The organism is Pseudomonas sp. PvP089, assembly GCF_017875165.1.
GTDB lineage: Bacteria > Pseudomonadota > Gammaproteobacteria > Pseudomonadales > Pseudomonadaceae > Aquipseudomonas > Aquipseudomonas fortuita.
Window position 1 is genome coordinate 4,418,299 of the sequence record NZ_JAGGME010000001.1, and the last position, 16,873, is coordinate 4,435,171.

18 protein-coding genes and 1 pseudogene are annotated in these 16,873 nt (G+C 62.7%); 12 read left to right on the forward strand and 7 right to left on the reverse strand.

The genetic code is table 11. The annotated features are described in order from the left end of the window. Positions 1–288: 288 nt before the first annotated feature. Positions 289–1,176 carry a threonine/homoserine exporter RhtA gene (gene rhtA, locus J3A71_RS20165; RefSeq protein ID WP_096425852.1) on the forward strand — a complete coding sequence of 296 codons (888 nt, stop codon included), beginning with the start codon at positions 289–291 and terminating at the stop codon, positions 1,174–1,176. Between the two features lie 191 nt (positions 1,177–1,367). Further along, a complete protein-coding gene (locus tag J3A71_RS20170) occupies positions 1,368–1,649 on the forward strand; it encodes a hypothetical protein (RefSeq protein ID WP_016485838.1) in 282 nt (93 codons plus the stop codon). Between the two features lie 40 nt (positions 1,650–1,689). On the opposite strand, the gene J3A71_RS20175 is transcribed toward J3A71_RS20170, so the two are convergent. Beyond that, on the reverse strand, positions 1,690–3,498 hold the full coding sequence (locus J3A71_RS20175) for an aminopeptidase P family protein (protein WP_016485837.1): 1,809 nt from the start codon (positions 3,496–3,498) through the stop codon (positions 1,690–1,692). 218 nt (positions 3,499–3,716) lie between these two features. Between J3A71_RS20175 and J3A71_RS20180 the strand changes: the two genes are divergently transcribed. Together J3A71_RS20180 and J3A71_RS20185 are read left to right on the forward strand one after the other, a co-directional pair. Continuing rightward, positions 3,717–4,835, forward strand: a complete 1,119-nt coding sequence (locus J3A71_RS20180) for a DUF3182 family protein (RefSeq protein WP_096425851.1) — start codon at positions 3,717–3,719, stop codon at positions 4,833–4,835. Further along, a complete protein-coding gene (locus J3A71_RS20185) occupies positions 4,819–5,589 on the forward strand; it encodes an alpha/beta hydrolase (RefSeq protein WP_016485835.1) in 771 nt (256 codons plus the stop codon). Before J3A71_RS20180 ends, J3A71_RS20185 begins: the two co-directional genes overlap by 17 nt. Here the strand turns inward: J3A71_RS20185 and J3A71_RS20190 are convergent. Continuing rightward, positions 5,568–5,949 (reverse strand): annotated as a pseudogene (locus J3A71_RS20190) (antibiotic biosynthesis monooxygenase). The gene J3A71_RS20185 and the pseudogene J3A71_RS20190 overlap by 22 nt on opposite strands. Before the next feature lie 70 nt (positions 5,950–6,019). Further along, entirely contained in the window at positions 6,020–7,024 is a 1,005-nt protein-coding gene (locus J3A71_RS20195) for a helix-turn-helix domain-containing protein (protein ID WP_095117311.1), read from the reverse strand. A gap of 82 nt (positions 7,025–7,106) precedes the next feature. On the opposite strand from J3A71_RS20195, the gene J3A71_RS20200 reads away from it, so the two are divergent. Next, a complete protein-coding gene (locus tag J3A71_RS20200; RefSeq protein ID WP_096425850.1) occupies positions 7,107–7,655 on the forward strand; it encodes a cysteine hydrolase family protein in 549 nt (182 codons plus the stop codon). An 87-nt stretch (positions 7,656–7,742) separates the two neighbouring features. Here J3A71_RS20200 and J3A71_RS20205 read toward each other — a convergent pair whose 3' ends face one another. Next, positions 7,743–8,306 (reverse strand): XRE family transcriptional regulator, encoded by a 564-nt coding sequence (locus tag J3A71_RS20205; protein ID WP_016485832.1) that lies wholly within the window; start codon positions 8,304–8,306, stop codon positions 7,743–7,745. A gap of 83 nt (positions 8,307–8,389) precedes the next feature. On the opposite strand from J3A71_RS20205, the gene J3A71_RS20210 reads away from it, so the two are divergent. The 7 genes from J3A71_RS20210 to J3A71_RS20240 all read left to right on the forward strand — a co-directional run bounded on the left by J3A71_RS20210 (position 8,390) and on the right by J3A71_RS20240 (position 15,547). Next, entirely contained in the window at positions 8,390–9,340 is a 951-nt protein-coding gene (locus J3A71_RS20210) for a DMT family transporter (protein ID WP_016500625.1), read from the forward strand. 149 nt (positions 9,341–9,489) lie between these two features. Continuing rightward, complete coding sequence (locus tag J3A71_RS20215) at positions 9,490–12,405, forward strand: monovalent cation/H+ antiporter subunit A (protein ID WP_016485830.1); 2,916 nt, start codon at positions 9,490–9,492, stop codon at positions 12,403–12,405. After that, entirely contained in the window at positions 12,405–12,749 is a 345-nt protein-coding gene (locus J3A71_RS20220) for a Na+/H+ antiporter subunit C (protein WP_012315281.1), read from the forward strand. Before J3A71_RS20215 ends, J3A71_RS20220 begins: the two co-directional genes overlap by 1 nt. Further along, positions 12,746–14,425 (forward strand): monovalent cation/H+ antiporter subunit D, encoded by a 1,680-nt coding sequence (locus J3A71_RS20225; protein WP_096425849.1) that lies wholly within the window; start codon positions 12,746–12,748, stop codon positions 14,423–14,425. The genes J3A71_RS20220 and J3A71_RS20225 overlap by 4 nt, the downstream gene beginning before the upstream one ends. After that, a complete protein-coding gene (locus tag J3A71_RS20230; protein ID WP_016485828.1) occupies positions 14,422–14,910 on the forward strand; it encodes a Na+/H+ antiporter subunit E in 489 nt (162 codons plus the stop codon). Before J3A71_RS20225 ends, J3A71_RS20230 begins: the two co-directional genes overlap by 4 nt. Beyond that, a complete protein-coding gene (locus J3A71_RS20235) occupies positions 14,907–15,185 on the forward strand; it encodes a K+/H+ antiporter subunit F (RefSeq protein ID WP_016485827.1) in 279 nt (92 codons plus the stop codon). The genes J3A71_RS20230 and J3A71_RS20235 overlap by 4 nt, the downstream gene beginning before the upstream one ends. Continuing rightward, the gene (locus J3A71_RS20240) at positions 15,182–15,547 is read left to right on the forward strand and encodes a Na+/H+ antiporter subunit G (protein WP_016485826.1); all 366 of its coding nucleotides are present in this window, start codon (positions 15,182–15,184) and stop codon (positions 15,545–15,547) included. The genes J3A71_RS20235 and J3A71_RS20240 overlap by 4 nt, the downstream gene beginning before the upstream one ends. Positions 15,548–15,559: 12 nt before the next feature. Here the strand turns inward: J3A71_RS20240 and J3A71_RS20245 are convergent, their stop codons facing one another. From J3A71_RS20245 to J3A71_RS20255, 3 genes are all read right to left on the reverse strand, one after another. Then, positions 15,560–15,772, reverse strand: coding sequence for a hypothetical protein (locus J3A71_RS20245; protein ID WP_023049014.1), 213 nt, complete (start codon positions 15,770–15,772; stop codon positions 15,560–15,562). Further along, positions 15,769–16,239 carry a hypothetical protein gene (locus J3A71_RS20250; protein WP_033732504.1) on the reverse strand — a complete coding sequence of 157 codons (471 nt, stop codon included), beginning with the start codon at positions 16,237–16,239 and terminating at the stop codon, positions 15,769–15,771. Before J3A71_RS20250 ends, J3A71_RS20245 begins: the two co-directional genes overlap by 4 nt. Before the next feature lie 345 nt (positions 16,240–16,584). Next, entirely contained in the window at positions 16,585–16,779 is a 195-nt protein-coding gene (locus J3A71_RS20255; protein ID WP_016485823.1) for a hypothetical protein, read from the reverse strand. Between the last annotated feature and the right edge of the window lie 94 nt (positions 16,780–16,873).

A 16,873-nucleotide genomic window follows, 5' to 3' on the forward strand; every position in this document is an offset into this window, starting at 1 on the left:
ACCGAGGCGCGCATTCTACGCTTTCCTCAGAGTCTGTCAAGCGTTTATTTTGAAGTTCTTTGCGAGAAACGCGTTTAGCTTCAAACACTTAACTCAACTGGGTGGCTAGTTCTACTTCGCTGCCCCGTTGGAATGGTGCGCATTATAGGGCAGTCCTGCAGAAGGTCAACCTTTAATTTCAATGATTTGAAAAATGACTGGCGGAGTCACTTAAGGGCTATCACGCGCCCCACCAATTGCGCACTATATTGCTCACTCCACACACCGCCCAAGGATCGCCGCACCTAAATGAACACCCAACCCCGCGGCCTGGCCGCCACCCTCTTCCCGATCGGCCTGCTGCTTATTGCCATGGCATCGATCCAGTCCGGTGCCTCCCTGGCCAAAAGCATGTTCCCCATCATCGGCGCACAAGGCACCACTGCACTGCGCCTGATTTTCGCCAGCATCATCATGCTGCTGCTATTGCGCCCGTGGCGGGTACGCATGACCGCCACCACCCTACGCAACGTGGTCATCTATGGCATGGCGCTGGGTGGCATGAACTTCCTCTTCTATATGGCACTGCAAACCGTTCCGATCGGCATCGCCGTGGCCTTGGAGTTTACCGGCCCTTTGGCGGTGGCAATCTTCTCCTCGCGCCGACCGATCGACTTCCTGTGGATCGCCTTGGCGATAGCCGGACTGCTGCTGTTGATGCCGGCTGGCCACAGCGGCCAGGCACTCGACCCGGTGGGGGCTGCTTATGCTTTGGGTGCTGGCGTATGTTGGGCCCTCTATATCCTGTTCGGGCAGCGTGCCGGCGCCGAGCATGGTATGCAGAGTGCGGCCCTGGGGGTGGTGGTAGCCGCCCTGTTCGTAGCGCCGATAGGTATCGCACACGCCGGCAGCGCACTGCTCACACCTGCGTTGATCCCCGTGGCCCTGGCCGTTGCGGTGCTGTCCACCGCCCTGCCCTACAGCCTGGAAATGGTTGCACTCACACGCATCCCGGCGCGCACGTTCGGCACCCTGATGAGCATTGAACCTGCATTCGGCGCACTGTCCGGCCTGCTGTTCCTCGGCGAGGTGCTGACGCTCACCCAATGGCTGGCGATTGGAGCAATCATCGCCGCTTCGGTTGGCACTACCCTGTCCATGCGCAAGGAGCCCGCCGCGGTTGTTGCGGCAGATTGATATGAGAAATATTTTCATTTGAGACAGGATTAGTGATTGTAGCCACCCGCCTCGCTGATTAAGCTGTCATAAAATCATCATCTTTACGCTATCTACTGGACCAAACACGGACGCTGGGGATATTTTCAGGAAGAAGCGAAGCGATAACGACAGGGCCAGACAACTGATCCGCCCTGCATTTAAGGACAGGAATGAAACGTATTTTTCTTATCCTGGCCATCTTGGCTATTGCTGGATGTGCCGCTACAGCCAAGACTGAGGTCAAAAGGGGCAAGAAGGGCCTGCATATCAATTGCTCAGGTCTTTCCTCTTCATGGGACAACTGCTACAGCAAGGCCGCGACCTCGTGCAGCACACGCGGCTACCGGGTCGTTGCACGCTCGGGCGATAGCGATGAAGAGGCCGGTGACTACTTGTTCGGCATCAACCCGGCGGGGTACACCAGCCGCAGCATGATCGTCATCTGCAAGTAGAAGAAAGGGCAGCTCACAGGCTGCCCTTTTTCATTTGCCCTTACAGGGGCTCGGTACGCACCTGCAGCCAGGCCAGCGCATCACCCTTGAGCAGCGGTGCCAGGCGTTCACGCACGTTCGCGTGGTAGCCGTTCAGCCACTCCACCTCTTCCTTGGCCAGCAGCTCGGGCAACAGGCAGCGGGTATCGATCGGGCACAGCGTCAAGGTCTCGAAGCACAGGAAGTCACCAAAGGCACTCTTGCCTGCTTCGCGGTTGACCACCAGGTTCTCGATACGCACGCCCCACTGCCCCGGGCGATACGTACCCGGCTCGATGGAGCTGATCATGCCCAACTGCATCGCCGTCTGCGGTGTGGGTGCCGCCTGGTAGGCAATCACTTGAGGCCCTTCGTGCACGTTCATGAAGTAGCCAACACCATGCCCGGTACCGTGGCCATAATCCACCTGGTCAGCCCAGATTGGCGCCCGGGCAATGGCGTCGAGCAACGGCGACAGTATTCCTCGCGGGAAGGTGGCACGCGACAGGGCGATCATGCCCTTGAGTACCCGGGTGCAGTCCTGCTTCTGTGCGTGGCTGGGGTTACCGACTGGCACCATACGGGTGATGTCGGTGGTGCCACCCAGGTATTGCCCGCCAGAGTCGATCAGCAGCAAGCCATCCCCCTCAATGACCGCATGCGACTGCTCGGTGGCACGGTAGTGTGGCATGGCGCCATTGCCATTGAAGGCGGCAATGGTTGAAAAACTCAGCGACACGAAGTTCGGACGCCGGGCACGTGCGGCACTCAATTGCTCGTCGACTGTCAGCTCGGTAATGACCTCCTGGCGAAGGTTGGCCTCGAACCAGGCGAAAAACTCGCACAAGGCCGCACCGTCCTGCTCCATGACATGGCGGATATGCACCAGGTCATCGTCACCTTTGCAGGATTTGCTCAGGCTGGTGGGGTTGAGCCCCTCGACCAGCACCACCTCTGCCGCCAGGTTGCCCAGCAGGCCGCAGGTGACACGGGCAGGGTCCACCAACAACCGCGCCCCCACCGGAACAGCGGCCAAGGCGTTGCCTGCCTCGCTATAGTCGCGCACCTCGATGCCGTCCACCGCCAGCACCTGACGCAAATGCGCGTCCACCTTGTCCTGGCCCACGAACAGAATGGCCTGCTGCTGACTGATCAAGGCAAAGGCCAGGAAAACCGGGTTGTACGAAACATCACTGCCACGCAGGTTGAACAGCCAGGCGATGTCATCCAGGGTTGCAATAAAGTGCCAGTCGGCCCCTTTGGCCTGGAGGCCCTGGCGCAATTGCGCGAGCTTTTCCGCCCGGCTTACCGTGGCGTGCGGCGGCAAGTGCTGGTACACCGGGTTGGCGGGCAGCGCTGGGCGCCCTTCCCAGACCTGGGCTAGCAGGTCCTGGTCGGTCACCAGCCTTGCCCCACGGGCCTTGAGCCGCTCACCCAGCTGGCGCGCCGACGCCAGCGCCATGACGGCCCCATCCACCGCGACGTTGCCATCGGGCTCGACATTATCGCCCAGCCACTCCAGCGCCCCAGGCTTGCCGGGCAGCAGCTTCATCAGTTCGATACCGCTACCAGCCAGCTCGTGATCCGCTTGCTCCCAGTACCGGCTATCGACCCACAACCCTGCAAAGGCGGGCGTGACTACCAGCGTGCCGACCGAGCCGTGAAAACCCGAAAGCCACTGGCGCCCCTGCCAGTAACCGGGCAGGTATTCGGAAAGGTGGGGGTCGGCCGAGGGTACCAGCAAGGCATCGATGCCCCCTGCGGCCATGGCCTGGCGCACGTGCGCCAGTCGCTCTGGCACGCTTTGCTCAAGGGTGGTCTGAACGTTCATGCGCTCTCCTGCGGCTACATCACGGTTAATCCAGTACCCGATAATGGAACAGCCGCCAGAGCGCTGCAATCGCGGCGACCAAGACACGGCATGCATTGCCCGCCACGCCCTGTGCCAACAGGACGCTTCCTACAAACGGACAGGACCACCGATCAAGTCCCGCTGAACTTCCCCAAAACACCGGCTTCAGACACAGTACATTCATTGCACACAGGCAAATGACCATGCCCAGTGCCTGCGACCGGAAAACCGGCGTGGTGTTGCTCGACACCCGCGAACATACGCCAGAACATGAGCATGCCGTGCACCTCAAGCTCGCCGATGGCCTGGCAGGCCTGCTCGGCTGCCCGCACATACAAACACCCCATTCAACAACCGCCGCTGACAGCTATTATTACTTGCCTACCGAAACCCTGATCGAGCCAAAACGCCATGCCGCCATGGGCATCCGCAGCGAGCAGGACCTTTTCGGCGGCCTGGTCGCCCACCCTTACATGGCGACCAAGGCAATCTCCCACCCGTTACCGGCCGGAGCCAGCTTTCCGCCAGGCTGGACCGATGACTTCGCCCGACAGGCAAGCGACGCTTTGCTGCGCGGCTATACCGTGTTCAGCAAAGCCGATGCGCGCACCGCCGCTCAGTTGTTATTGCTCGACGGCCCCCTGAGGGTCAAGCCCGTGCTGGCCTGCGCAGGCCGAGGGCAGCAGGTCATCTCAACGGCGAGCGCGCTAGAGCCACTGCTGGCCGCCATGGATGACCAGGACCTGGCACTGTGGGGGCTGGTACTCGAAGAAGATCTGAGCGACGTGCAAACCTTCAGCGTTGGCCAGGTGCGTGTCGCCGGCCTGACCTGCAGCTATCACGGCACCCAGCAACTGACCCACGATCATCAGGGCACCGAGGTGTATGGCGGTTCTGACCTGGTAGTAGTACGTGGTGACTATCAGGCGCTGCTGCAACTGCCGCTGGAAGACCACCTGCGCCTTGCCATCAACCAGGCCATGGCCTACGAACAGGCTGCCGAGCAGCACTTCCCTGGCTTCATCGCCTCGCGGCGCAACTACGACATCGCTCGCGGCCTGAACCCTCAGGGCCACCTGCGTAGCGGCGTGCTCGAACAATCCTGGCGCCTGGGCGGTGCGAGCAGTGCCGAGCTGCTGGCCCTGCAGGCTTTTGCCGATGATCCGGCATTGCAGCGGGTGCGAGCCTCCACGCACGAAGTATTTGGTACGCCCGACCTGCCCGCTGACGCCACCCTCTTCTACCAAGGAAACGACAGTGAACTCGGACAACTCAGCAAATTTGCACGGATTCGCGAACATGGCCGTTCAGAGTGAAACCGTTGAACTGCAAGTCGACAACGACAGCATTGTCGGCACGCTGGTCAGCCCTGGCAGCAAGATGCCAGGCATCCTCTTCGTGCACGGTTGGGGCGGCAGCCAGCAGCGTGACCTGGCCCGTGCCCGACACATCACCGGGCTGGGCTGCGTGTGCATGACCTTCGACCTGCGCGGCCATGAAAAGACCGAAAGCCAACGCCTGACGGTCACCCGTGAACAGAACCTGCAGGACCTACTGGTGGCCTACGACCGGCTGGTCAGCCATCCAGCCGTAGACAGCAGTGCCATCGCCATCATCGGCAGCAGCTATGGTGGCTACCTGGCAACCTTGCTGACCCGCGAGCGGCCAGTCAGATGGCTGGCCCTGCGCGTACCCGCCATGTATTGGGACGACGAATGGAACACCCCCAAGCAAACCCTCGACCGCCAACGCCTGAATGCCTACCGCCAGCGATCGCTGGGCCCGGCAGACAATCGCGCACTGGCGGCGTGCGCCGAATTCGGCGGGGATGTGTTGCTGGTGGAGTCCGAGCAGGACGACTATGTGCCGCATAGCACATTGATGAGCTACCGTTCGGCATTCGTCGGCGCCCACTCGCTCACCCATCGCATCGTCGACGGTGCCGACCACGCGCTGTCCAGCGAAGCGAGCCAGAAGGCCTACAGCTCGATCCTGGCAGCGTGGATCAGCGAAATGGTGATCGGTGCCCGCCTGGACCGCTACCCGCACTATGCCCCCTGGTATGCCTGAGGCTCACCCCACCTCGCACTGCAGACCACCATCGGCGCCGCGCACCAGGCTGCGTAAGGCCTGGTAGGCGGCAAAGTTTACGCCACGCGCCTGATGCTGACCCAGCAGTTCAAGGAAGGGTTCCTCGACGAAGTACTCGGCTGCCGCTACCCAGGCTTGGCGTGACTGCCACTGCAGGTACTGGAGCACCCGGCTGCCATCGTCACTGGCCTGGATGCTGACACCCTGCAGCCCTTCACAGCGCGTGGCCAGCGCTTCGCTGCGCGCCACCAACGCCAGGGCCAGCGCTTGCTGGCACATACTGGGCACTTCATATTCGATCATTTGGGTGAACCACAGGGCATGAGGGCTTGCCGACATCGACGTTCTCCTGGTTACGGACGCATGCTTCGCGATGCCGAGCAGGGTAAAACCTCAAGTTAAGTCAAGGTCAAGTGGTTTCTGCCTGCCCCTGGCCTGATACCGCAAAACGCCGCCGATAGTCACTCGGGGTCAGGCCAGTGATGCGCTGGAACACCTTGCGAAACGCGCCCGGGTCCTGGTAACCGACACCCCAGGCGATCTGTTCGACGTTGCGCCGGGTGAATTCCAGCAAACGGCACGCCCGCCCCACCCTCACCTGCTGACAATACTCGGTCGGTCGCAACCCGGTAGCGGCACGAAAGCGCCGCAGAAAGGTGCGGGCTTCCAGCCCTGCACACGCAGCCATGGCGGCGAGGTCGGCTTCCTGCCCGCCACTGCCCTGCAACCAGTGCTGCACTTTCAGCACCGCCTCGTCACCGTGGTCCAGACGCGGATTGAACACAGCCCCAGGCAGCGGTGCCGCGACCGGGTCGACGGCGAGATAGCGGGCAGTCTCCCGTGCCACCGTAGGCCCCAAAAAACGCTCCAGCAAGCGCAAGCCCAGGTCAGTCCAGGCCATAAGCCCGGCCGAGGTCACGATATCACCGTCATCCAGCAATGGCTGCTGAGACTCTACTCGCACCTTGGGGAAGCGCTGGGCTAGCGCCTGCACGTAGTTCCAGTGCGTGCAGGCCGGGCGACCGTCGAGCAGGCCGCTGGCGGCAATGAAGAACACACCGATACACACCGACGCCAGTACCGTACCGTGCCCGTGCAGCTGGCACAGCGACGCACGGTGACGTTCGAGCAGCTCGGCTTGTGGAGCCGACTCCAGGCTCGGCGGAATGACCAGTACACGCAGGCCCGGCGCGGCGACCGCCGGGCTATCCGGGGCAGGCAGCAACTGCCCCGCCTCATCTGCCTGCCAGAAGCTGACACGAATGTGCGGCAGTTCGACGGCCCCCAGCTCCGCCACAACCCGGTTGGCCACCAGGAACAGGTCAGCCAGGCCATGCACAGCGGCGCGCTGCACGCCGGGGTACAGCAGCAGGCCGATGTCCAGGCTGGCGAGGGTGTCAGTTTTTGCCTGCATAGTGTCGTTCGCGCCAATCCTCAGGTCAGTGCACACAGCCTATAACTAACGTCTCCCGACGACTACTGCCACAGGAGGCAGCATGAGCAAGCAGGCGCTGATCATCATCGACATCCAGAACGACTACTTCCCGGGCGGCAAGTGGCCCCTCGTGGGCGCCGACCAGGCGGCCGACAACGCCGCCCGGCTGCTGGCGGCGGCGCGCCAGCGCGGCGAGCTGGTGGTACATGTGCGGCATGAATTCGACAGCGTCGATGCACCATTCTTCGCGCCCGGCTCGCTGGGTGCGGCCATTCACAGCAAGGTCGAGCCGGTAACAGGTGAACCGGTGGTGCTCAAACACAAGGTCAACGCCTTCCTCGGTACCGACCTTGAGCTCACGCTGGACCGGCATGGCGTCGAAGCCCTGACCATCGTTGGCAGCATGAGCCACATGTGCATTGACGCCGCTACCCGCGCTGCAGCTGACCTGGGCTACACGGTGACCGTGGCGCATGATGCTTGCGCTACCCTGCCACTGGAGTTCAATGGCAAGCCGGTGCCGGCTGCGCAGGTGCATGATTCGGCTATGGCGGCCTTGGCGTTTGCCTATGCCTCGGTGGTGAAGACGGATGAGCTACTGAAAAACTGATCGGGTTAACGCTCTTCAGGGAGCGGGCTGGGCAATCGGCTACAGGTATCGCTGCAGGCATCAGGCTTGCCCGATGCCTGCAGCGACTCAAATCACCACATTGCGCACAAATCTCACCGCAACCCCAGCATCATTACGGTAGGCGTACCGGCAATTGCTGGGAAACACATGAAACTGCCCCACCTGCAGGCAATGCTCGATCCCTTCGATAATCAGCGTCAGTTGCCCTTCAGCCACATAGATCTGCTCGCTCCAGCCTTCGGCATCAGCCTCGCTGGAATAGCACTCGCCCGGTGCAAGGGTCCACTCCCAAAGCTCCACCTCACGCCGTGCCGCACTGCTACCCAGCAGCACTGCCCGGCTCTGCGGGTATACCCCGGCCCAGGCCAATTCCTCGATGCGGCCGGGGTCGCGCTGGTCAGGCGCCTGAATCAGGGTGCTGAACGCCACCCCCAAGGCTTCGGCGATCAGGTCGAGGGTAGTCAGGCTGACGTTCTTCTCGCCTGCCTCGATCGCCACCAGCATGCGCCGGCTGACGCCTGAGCGCTCGGCCAACGCCGTCTGGCTCAACCCGCCAGCGTTGCGCAGGCTGCGTACGTTGAGGCTCACATGCTGCAGCACCGATGCCCGATGCGAAGTATCTTTGTGCACTATATTGCTCACTGGTCAAGATTGCGCAGTATACTGCCCACTTTGCGGCGATTGTGCGCCGCCCCCTCCGAGTGCGCAAGACCATGAGCCAGGCCCGCAACACACCCACCCCCGCCGTTACCTTCCGCCTGAGCAAGGCAGAACTGGTGCTGGTGTTCATCACCATGTTGTGGGGCGGCACCTTCCTGCTGGTGCATAACGTAATGACCGTCAGCGGCCCGATGTTCTTCGTCGGCCTGCGCTTCGCTGCGGCAGCGCTGTTCGTGGGCGTGGTTTCGGCGCGGGCGTTGCCCGGGCTGACCTTCACCGAGCTCAAGGCCGGCATGCTGATAGGCGTGTCGATCATGCTCGGCTACGGCCTGCAAACCATGGGTCTGCAGACCATCAGCAGCAGCCAGTCGGCGTTCATCACTGCGTTGTACGTGCCGTTCGTGCCGCTGTTGCAGTGGCTGGTGCTGGGCCGCCGGCCTGGCCTGATGCCCAGCATCGGCATTTGCCTGGCGTTCATCGGCCTGATGCTGCTGGCCGGCCCGGAAGGCGGCAGCCTGCACTTCAGCGAGGGCGAGGTGGTTACCCTGGTCAGCGCCGTCGCCATCGCTGCCGAAATCATCCTGATCAGCCGTTACGCCGGCCAGGTCGATGTGCGCCGGGTCACCGTCGTGCAACTGGCGACCGCTTCGCTGCTGGCGTTCCTGATGATCGTACCGACCCAGGAACGCATCCCCGACTTCTCCTGGCTGCTGCTGGCCAGCGCAATAGGCCTGGGTGCCATGAGCGCGGTGATCCAGGTGGCCATGAACTGGGCGCAGAAGTCGGTCTCGCCCACCCGCGCCACCCTCATTTATGCCGGTGAACCGGTGTGGGCCGGGATCGTCGGGCGCATCGCCGGCGAACGCCTGCCGGGCGTGGCGCTGCTCGGTGGCCTGCTGATCGTGATCGCGGTGGTGGTCAGCGAACTCAAGGTACGCCGCCCCCGCGAAACCGTCGAAGCACACGACGTCCAGAGTGAAGGCGAGCGCCAGACCGGCCTGTAAAGATGACAACAGCGACTATGCTTTGTAAAAAACTGTTATAAAAAAACAGCTTGTCACAGCCTGTTTGTAGGATTCTGCGACAGCTTGCGTGTTGGTGATCACTTCCCCGGCACGTATGATCTTTGCAAACTTCTCCAGAATAGGCCCCTATGTCATTGATAGTGCTATTGCTTCTGCCGTTCGTGGGCAGTTGCCTGGCAGCCGTGCTGCCGCACAACGCACGTAACGCCGAGTCCATTCTCGCCGGGCTCGTGGCCTTGGTCGGCACCGTCCAGGTAGCACTGCTGTACCCTCAAATTGCCCACGGGGGCGTGATTCGCGAAGAATTCCTCTGGCTGCCCAGCCTGGGGTTGAACCTGGTACTGCGCATGGACGGCTTTGCCTGGCTGTTCTCGCTGCTGGTGCTGGGCATCGGCACACTGGTGTCGCTGTATGCGCGCTACTACATGTCGCCACAGGACCCGGTGCCGCGTTTCTTCGCCTTCTTCCTGGCCTTCATGGGCGCCATGCTCGGCCTGGTAATCTCCGGTAACCTGATTCAGCTGGTGTTCTTCTGGGAACTGACCAGCCTGTTCTCATTTCTTCTTATCGGTTACTGGCACCACCGCGCTGACGCCCGCCGCGGCGCCTACATGGCGCTCATGGTGACCGGCGCGGGTGGCTTGTGCCTGCTGGTGGGTGCCCTGCTGCTCGGCCATGTGGTCGGCAGCTATGACCTGGACAAGGTCCTGGCTGCCGGCGACACCATCCGCCAGCATGCGCTTTATCCGGTGCTGCTGCCCCTGATCCTCATTGGCGCGCTGAGCAAAAGCGCACAGTTCCCCTTCCATTTCTGGCTGCCCCATGCCATGGCAGCGCCCACTCCGGTATCGGCCTATTTGCACTCTGCCACCATGGTCAAGGCCGGGGTATTCCTGCTAGCGCGGTTCTGGCCGGTGCTGTCAGGCAGCGAAGAGTGGTTCTGGATCGTCGGCGGTGCCGGCGCCCTCACCCTGCTGCTCGGCGCTTTCGCCGCCATGTTCCAGAACGACCTCAAGGGGCTGCTGGCCTATTCGACCATCAGCCACCTGGGGCTGATTACCCTCCTGCTGGGCCTGAACAGCCCGCTGGCCGCGGTCGCCGCCGTGTTCCACATTCTCAACCACGCCACCTTCAAGGCCTCGTTGTTCATGGCCGCCGGCATCATCGACCACGAAAGTGGAACCCGCGACATCCGCCGCCTCAGCGGCCTGATCCGCCTGGTGCCATACACTGCCACCCTGGCCATGGTGGCCAGCGCCTCGATGGCCGGCGTGCCGCTGATGAACGGCTTCCTGTCCAAGGAAATGTTCTTCGCCGAAACGGTGTTTATCAGTTCCACTGCCTGGGTCGAAGCAACGTTGCCGGTGATCGCCACCCTGGCCGGTACCTTCAGCGTGGCCTACGCCCTGCGCTTTACCGTGGATGTGTTCTTCGGTCCCACCGCCCAGGACCTGCCCCACACCCCGCACGAGCCGCCACGCTGGATGCGTGCTCCGGTCGAGCTGCTGGTACTCACCTGCCTGGTGGTGGGCATCTTCCCCGCCCAGTCGGTCGGTCCGCTGCTGGCCGCCGCAGCCCTCCCGGTAGTAGGCGGTACTTTGCCGGAGTACAGCCTGGCGATCTGGCATGGCTGGAATGCGCCACTGATCATGAGCCTGGTGGCCATGAGCGGCGGCATCGTGCTGTACCTGCTGCTGCGCAAGCAACTGCGCCTGGGCCGCTTCCCCTACCCACCGTTGATCGAACGTTTCAATGGCAAGCGCCTGTTCGAGCACGGGCAGGTTCACCTGATGCTGCTGGCGCGGCGCATCGAACGCCTGTTCACCACCCGCCGCCTTCAGTCGCAGCTGTTCATGCTGGTGCTCGCGGCCTTCCTCGCCGGCCTCACGCCCATGCTCTACAGCGGGCTCAGCTGGGGCGACCGGCCTAAGATCCCGGGTTCCGGCGTGTTCGTCGCGCTGTGGCTGATCGCCATCGCCTGTGCCATCGGCGCCGCGTACCAGGCCAAGTACCACCGCCTGGCAGCACTGATCATGGTCAGTGTCTGCGGCCTGATGACCTGCATCACCTTTGTCTGGTTCTCCGCACCCGACCTGGCCCTGACCCAGCTGGTGGTCGAAGTGGTCACCACCGTGCTGATCCTGCTTGGCCTGCGTTGGTTGCCACGGCGTATCGAAGGGGTATCGCCACTACCGGGCAGCCTGGAGCGTGCGCGCATGCGCCGCCTGCGCGACCTGCTGCTGGCGGTGCTGGTGGGTGGCGGGATGGCCTTGCTGTCCTACGCCATGCTGACCCGGCCGACCCCCAACGACATTTCCTCGTTCTACCTGAGCCGTGCACTGCCCCAAGGCGGCGGCACCAATGTGGTCAATGTCATGCTGGTCGACTTCCGCGGCTTCGATACCCTCGGTGAAATCACTGTGCTGGTGGCCGTGGCGCTGACCGTGTTCGCCCTGCTGCGGCGCTTCCGCCCGCCCAAAGAGAGCATGCAGTTGCCTGCGCAACAACGCCAGCTGGCGCGTGACGTGGTCACCGACCTGATCAACCCGCGGCATGCCACCGACACCGCCCTGGGCTTCATGATGGTGCCTGCGGTGCTGGTGCGCCTGCTGTTGCCAATCGCCCTGCTGGTGTCCATGTACCTGTTCATGCGCGGCCACAATCAGCCAGGCGGCGGCTTCGTCGCCGGCCTGGTGATGTCGGTGGCGTTCATCCTGCAATACATGGTGGCGGGCACCCAGTGGGTGGAGGCGCAGATGAGCCTGCGCCCACTGCGCTGGATGGGCACCGGGTTGCTGTGCGCCACCCTGACCGGAATCGGCGCCATGCTGCTGGGCTACCCGTTCCTGACCACCCATACCGCCCACCTGCACCTGCCTTTGCTCGGTGATGTGCACGTGGCCAGCGCGCTGTTCTTCGATGTTGGCGTGTACACCGTGGTGGTCGGCTCGACCCTGCTGATCCTCACTGCCCTGGCGCACCAGTCGGTGCGCGCCTACCGCCCGGGCAATTCATCGAAAACCAGCCAAGCAGGAGCCGCCTGATGGAAGAAGTCATTGCAGTCGCCATCGGCGTGCTGGCCGCCTCGGGGGTGTGGCTGATTCTGCGCCCGCGGACCTACCAGGTAATCATGGGCCTGTGCCTGCTGTCGTACGGCGTAAACCTGTTCATCTTCAGCATGGGCAGCCTGTTCATCGGCAAGGAGCCCATCATCAAGGAGGGCGTCACCCAAGACCTGCTGCACTACACCGACCCGTTGCCTCAGGCCCTCGTGCTTACGGCCATCGTCATCAGCTTCGCCATGACGGCGCTGTTTCTGGTGGTGTTGCTGGCCTCGCGCGGCCTGACCGGTACCGACCACGTGGATGGCCGGGAGCGTGACGAATGAATGGCATGAGCCAACTGATCGTCGCGCCCATTCTCCTGCCACTGGTGACGGCAGCGGTGATGTTGCTGCTGGGCGAGAAACATCGGCGTATCAAGGCCCGGCTCAACCTGCTGTCGACCTTCGCCGGCCTGGCCATCGCCGTCAGCCTGCTGCTGTGGGTGCGCACCCAGGGCCAGGCGGAATCGATCGGCGTCTACCTGCCGGGCAACTGGCCAGCACCGTTCGGTATCGTCCTGGTGGTGGACCACCTTTCGGCATTGTTATTGACCCTCACCGGTGTCATCGGCTTCAGCGCCCTGCTGTTTGCCCGCGCCCGCTGGGACGGTGCCGGGGCCAGTTTCCATGCGTTGTTTCAGATTCAGCTGATGGGGCTTTACGGCGCCTTTCTCACCGCCGACCTGTTCAACCTGTTCGTGTTCTTCGAGGTGCTGCTGGCAGCCTCCTATGGCTTGCTGCTACATGGCTCGGGGCGTGCGCGGGTACGAGCCGGCCTGCACTACATTGCCATCAACCTGTTCGCTTCGTCGCTGTTCCTGATCGGCGCAGCGATGCTGTATGGGGTAACCGGCACCCTGAACATGGCCGACCTGGCGCTGAAGATTCCACTGGTACCGGAGGCGGACCGCGGCCTGCTGCATGCCGGCGCGGCGATCCTGGCCATGGCCTTCCTGGTCAAGGCCGGCATCTGGCCGCTGAACTTCTGGCTGGTGCCGGCCTACGCCTCAGCCAGCGCGCCGGTAGCCGCGTTGTTCGCCATCATGACCAAGGTCGGCCTTTACGCCCTCCTGCGCCTGTGGACGTTGCTGTTCTCCGGGCAGGCCGGCGCATCGGCGCATTTCGGTGGCGAGTGGCTGGTGTACGGTGGCCTGGTCACCCTGGCGGTGGCTGCAGTGTCGATCCTGGCCGCACAGCGCCTGGAGCGCATGGCAGCGCTCAGCATCCTGGTTTCGGCCGGCACCCTGCTCGGCGCCGTCGGTTTTGCCCAGTCGGCGCTGACTGGTGCGGCGCTGTTCTACCTGGTCAACTCGACCCTGGCGCTGTGCGCGCTATTCCTGCTTGCCGAACTGGTCGAACGCTCGCGCTCGGCCAACGAAGTGCCGCTGGACGAAGAAGAAGACGCCATGCCGCCACCGCTGGAGTCGTTACACCCGCCCAAAGGTATCAACCTCGACGACGAGCAGAAGGTGGTGATTGGCCAGATCATCCCCTGGACCATGGCGTTCCTCGGCCTCAGCTTCATCGCCTGCGCCTTGCTGATCATAGGTATGCCGCCGTTGTCAGGCTTCGTCGGCAAGCTCAACCTGATCAGCGCACTGTTCAACCCGCAAGGCCTGGGCGTGCCGGCCGAGCAGCCGCTGAGTGCGGCGGGCTGGGGCCTGGTGGCGCTGCTGATCCTGTCCGGCATGGCCTCGCTCATCGCCTTCGGCAGGGTCGGTATCCAGCGCTTCTGGAAACCCGAAGAGCGCCCGTCGCCAGTGCTACGCCGCTATGAGTGCCTGCCCATCGTCATCCTGCTAGGCCTGTGCATCATCCTCAGCCTCAAGGCCGAGCCGTTGCTGCGCTACACCCAGGACACCGCTGCCAGCCTGCAGGCCCCCGATGCCTATATCGAAGCCGTGATGGCCGCACGGCCGATTTCTGGGCCCACCTCGCTCGACGTACAGGTGCAGCCATGAACCGACTGTTCCCCGCTCCGCTGCTCTCGGTTTCGCTATTCGGCCTGTGGCTGCTGCTGAATCTATCGGTCAGCCCTGGCAACCTGCTGCTAGGTGCCGCACTTGGCGTGCTGGCGCCACTGCTGATGGCGCCGCTGCGCCCACAGCATGCCCACGTGCGTCGGCCAATCGTCATCGCCCGGCTGATTGGCCGGGTAGGCATGGATGTGATCATGTCCAATTTGCTGGTGGCCCGTGGCGTCCTGCGTGCCGGCAAGCAACCACCACGCTCGGCGTTCGTGCATATTCCGCTGGCCCTGCACGACGCACATGGGCTCGCGGCACTGTCGATGATCACCACTGTAGTGCCCGGCACGGTCTGGTCCGAGCTGGCGCTGGACCGCAGCGTATTGCTGCTGCACGTGTTCGACCTGGAGGATGAGGCTGCCTTTATCCAGCACTTCAAGGACACCTACGAACGCCCGCTGATGGAGATATTCCAATGACAGGCCTGCTCGCCAACGCTGTCCTCGCCAGCCTGTTCATCTTCACCTTGGCCATGGGCCTGGCGCTGGTCCGGCTGTTCCGTGGCCCGTCCGCCCAGGACCGGGTGCTGGCGCTGGACTACCTTTACATCCTGGCCATGCTGACCATGCTGGTGCTGGGAATCCGTTATGCCAGTGACACCTACTTCGAAGGTGCCCTGCTGATTGCGCTGTTCGGCTTCGTCGGTTCGTTTGCCCTGGCGAAGTTTCTGCTGCGCGGTGAGGTAATCGAATGACCGAAACCCTGGTACTGCCCTTCTGGCTGGAAGTGGTCACCGCCGCGCTGCTGCTGGCCGGCAGCCTGTTCGCGCTGGTCGGAGCAATAGGCCTGGTGCGCCTGAAGGATTACTTCCAGCGCATGCACCCACCGGCGCTGGCTTCGACCATTGGCGCCTGGTGTGTAGCGCTGGCTTCGATCATCTACTTCTCGTGGCTCAAGGAAGCCCCGGTCCTGCACGCCTGGCTAATTCCCATTCTGCTGTCGATCACCGTGCCGGTCACCACGCTGCTGCTGGCCCGGGCGGCGTTGTTTCGCAAGCGCATGTCTAAAGAGCCAGTGCCTGAAGAAGTCAGCAGCGGCCGCGACCGGGGCAACTGAAGGGCTGCCGTCTCAGCCTTGGCTGAGGCGCTGCAGCTCCCGCCGCACCATGGCGACATAAGGGGGCGGGCCGAGTTGGTACAGCTCACCCGCGACCCAGTTCAACCATGCGCCTTGCAGCTCCCCACGCCTGCCCAGCAAACGTTCGGCCTCAGCCACAGCATCCGCCTGGTGCAGCCGATGAAATTCGGCACGCGAGGCAGGTGCACTATCGCTGTCGGTCATTCACTGGCCTTGAAGGTGGTCAGCTCGCCTTTGCGCCATTTGGCAACCTTGCCGGTCACCGCCTTGAGCAATTTGCCCAGGCCTTCCTGCACCTGCTGTTGCGCGGCGAAAACCAGCATTACGCCGTGCCCCTCGCGCAACACGATGCCCTCGCCTTGAGGTACCGAGACGAAGGCATAATCGCCCACGCCATACACATTCAGTTTGATATCGCGAAAGCGCATTTCCAGCTTGCCACCTTCGCGGCTGGGCAACACGGCAGCGCGGAAGTGGTCGCCGACTTTCAGTTCGAGGCGCTGCTTGTCATCGACCACCAATGCGTTTTCGGTGTCGATCTCGGCCATGTAAAGGCCTTCAGGAGTTTGTTCGGTAACGTAGATAAAACGACCCTGGAACAGCTGGGCCAATTTACCGCGCAAGTCGCCCAAGGCGAACAACGCATGGGTATCAAGTGTGCTGACTGCCAATGAAGTAATCCTCAACCGGTTACAACCCGCCCTCCCCCAAGCTCGGGGAGGCACGGCCATTTCTTATCGATAGGCGAAAAGAGTAATAAAGCGATATGCGAAATGTCTGTGCCCGCTGACGATGCAGCGTGCAGGAATCTTTACTCTGGTTTGCCAGATTCGCCCTCAACCGAAGGCGTTTGGCTCATTCCCGGTTTGGGAAGCGTGATGCCTGAGACCACTCACCAGAAAACGCAACCATGGGGGTGAGCCTGCAAGAAGACAAGCCCTGGCATCCATGTGCGCATTACTGTGGGACAAATATGCCCGAAAACACCGAAACCCGTCGAGAGGCAATAAACAATTTCAGGCAGCCAGGCCTTTCTCAAGTTGCTGCTGCCAGGCAGCCTGACACTCTATTGCCTCTTCACGCGTAGCGAAAGCGGTGCCCCGGCGCTCGCCATTGACCAGCACCACCCAGCAGATGCGTTTGCCCAGCGCCTGCAAGGTGGCTGGCACACCCGAACCTATCATCACGGCTACATCGACCCGGCTATTCATCCTGCCCTCCGGCATTTAGTTAGCACCCTAACGATAAAGCCATGATACGCCTGCCCGCCTGGAGAAAACAGCGCTTCGCGGTACAGCAGTGTTA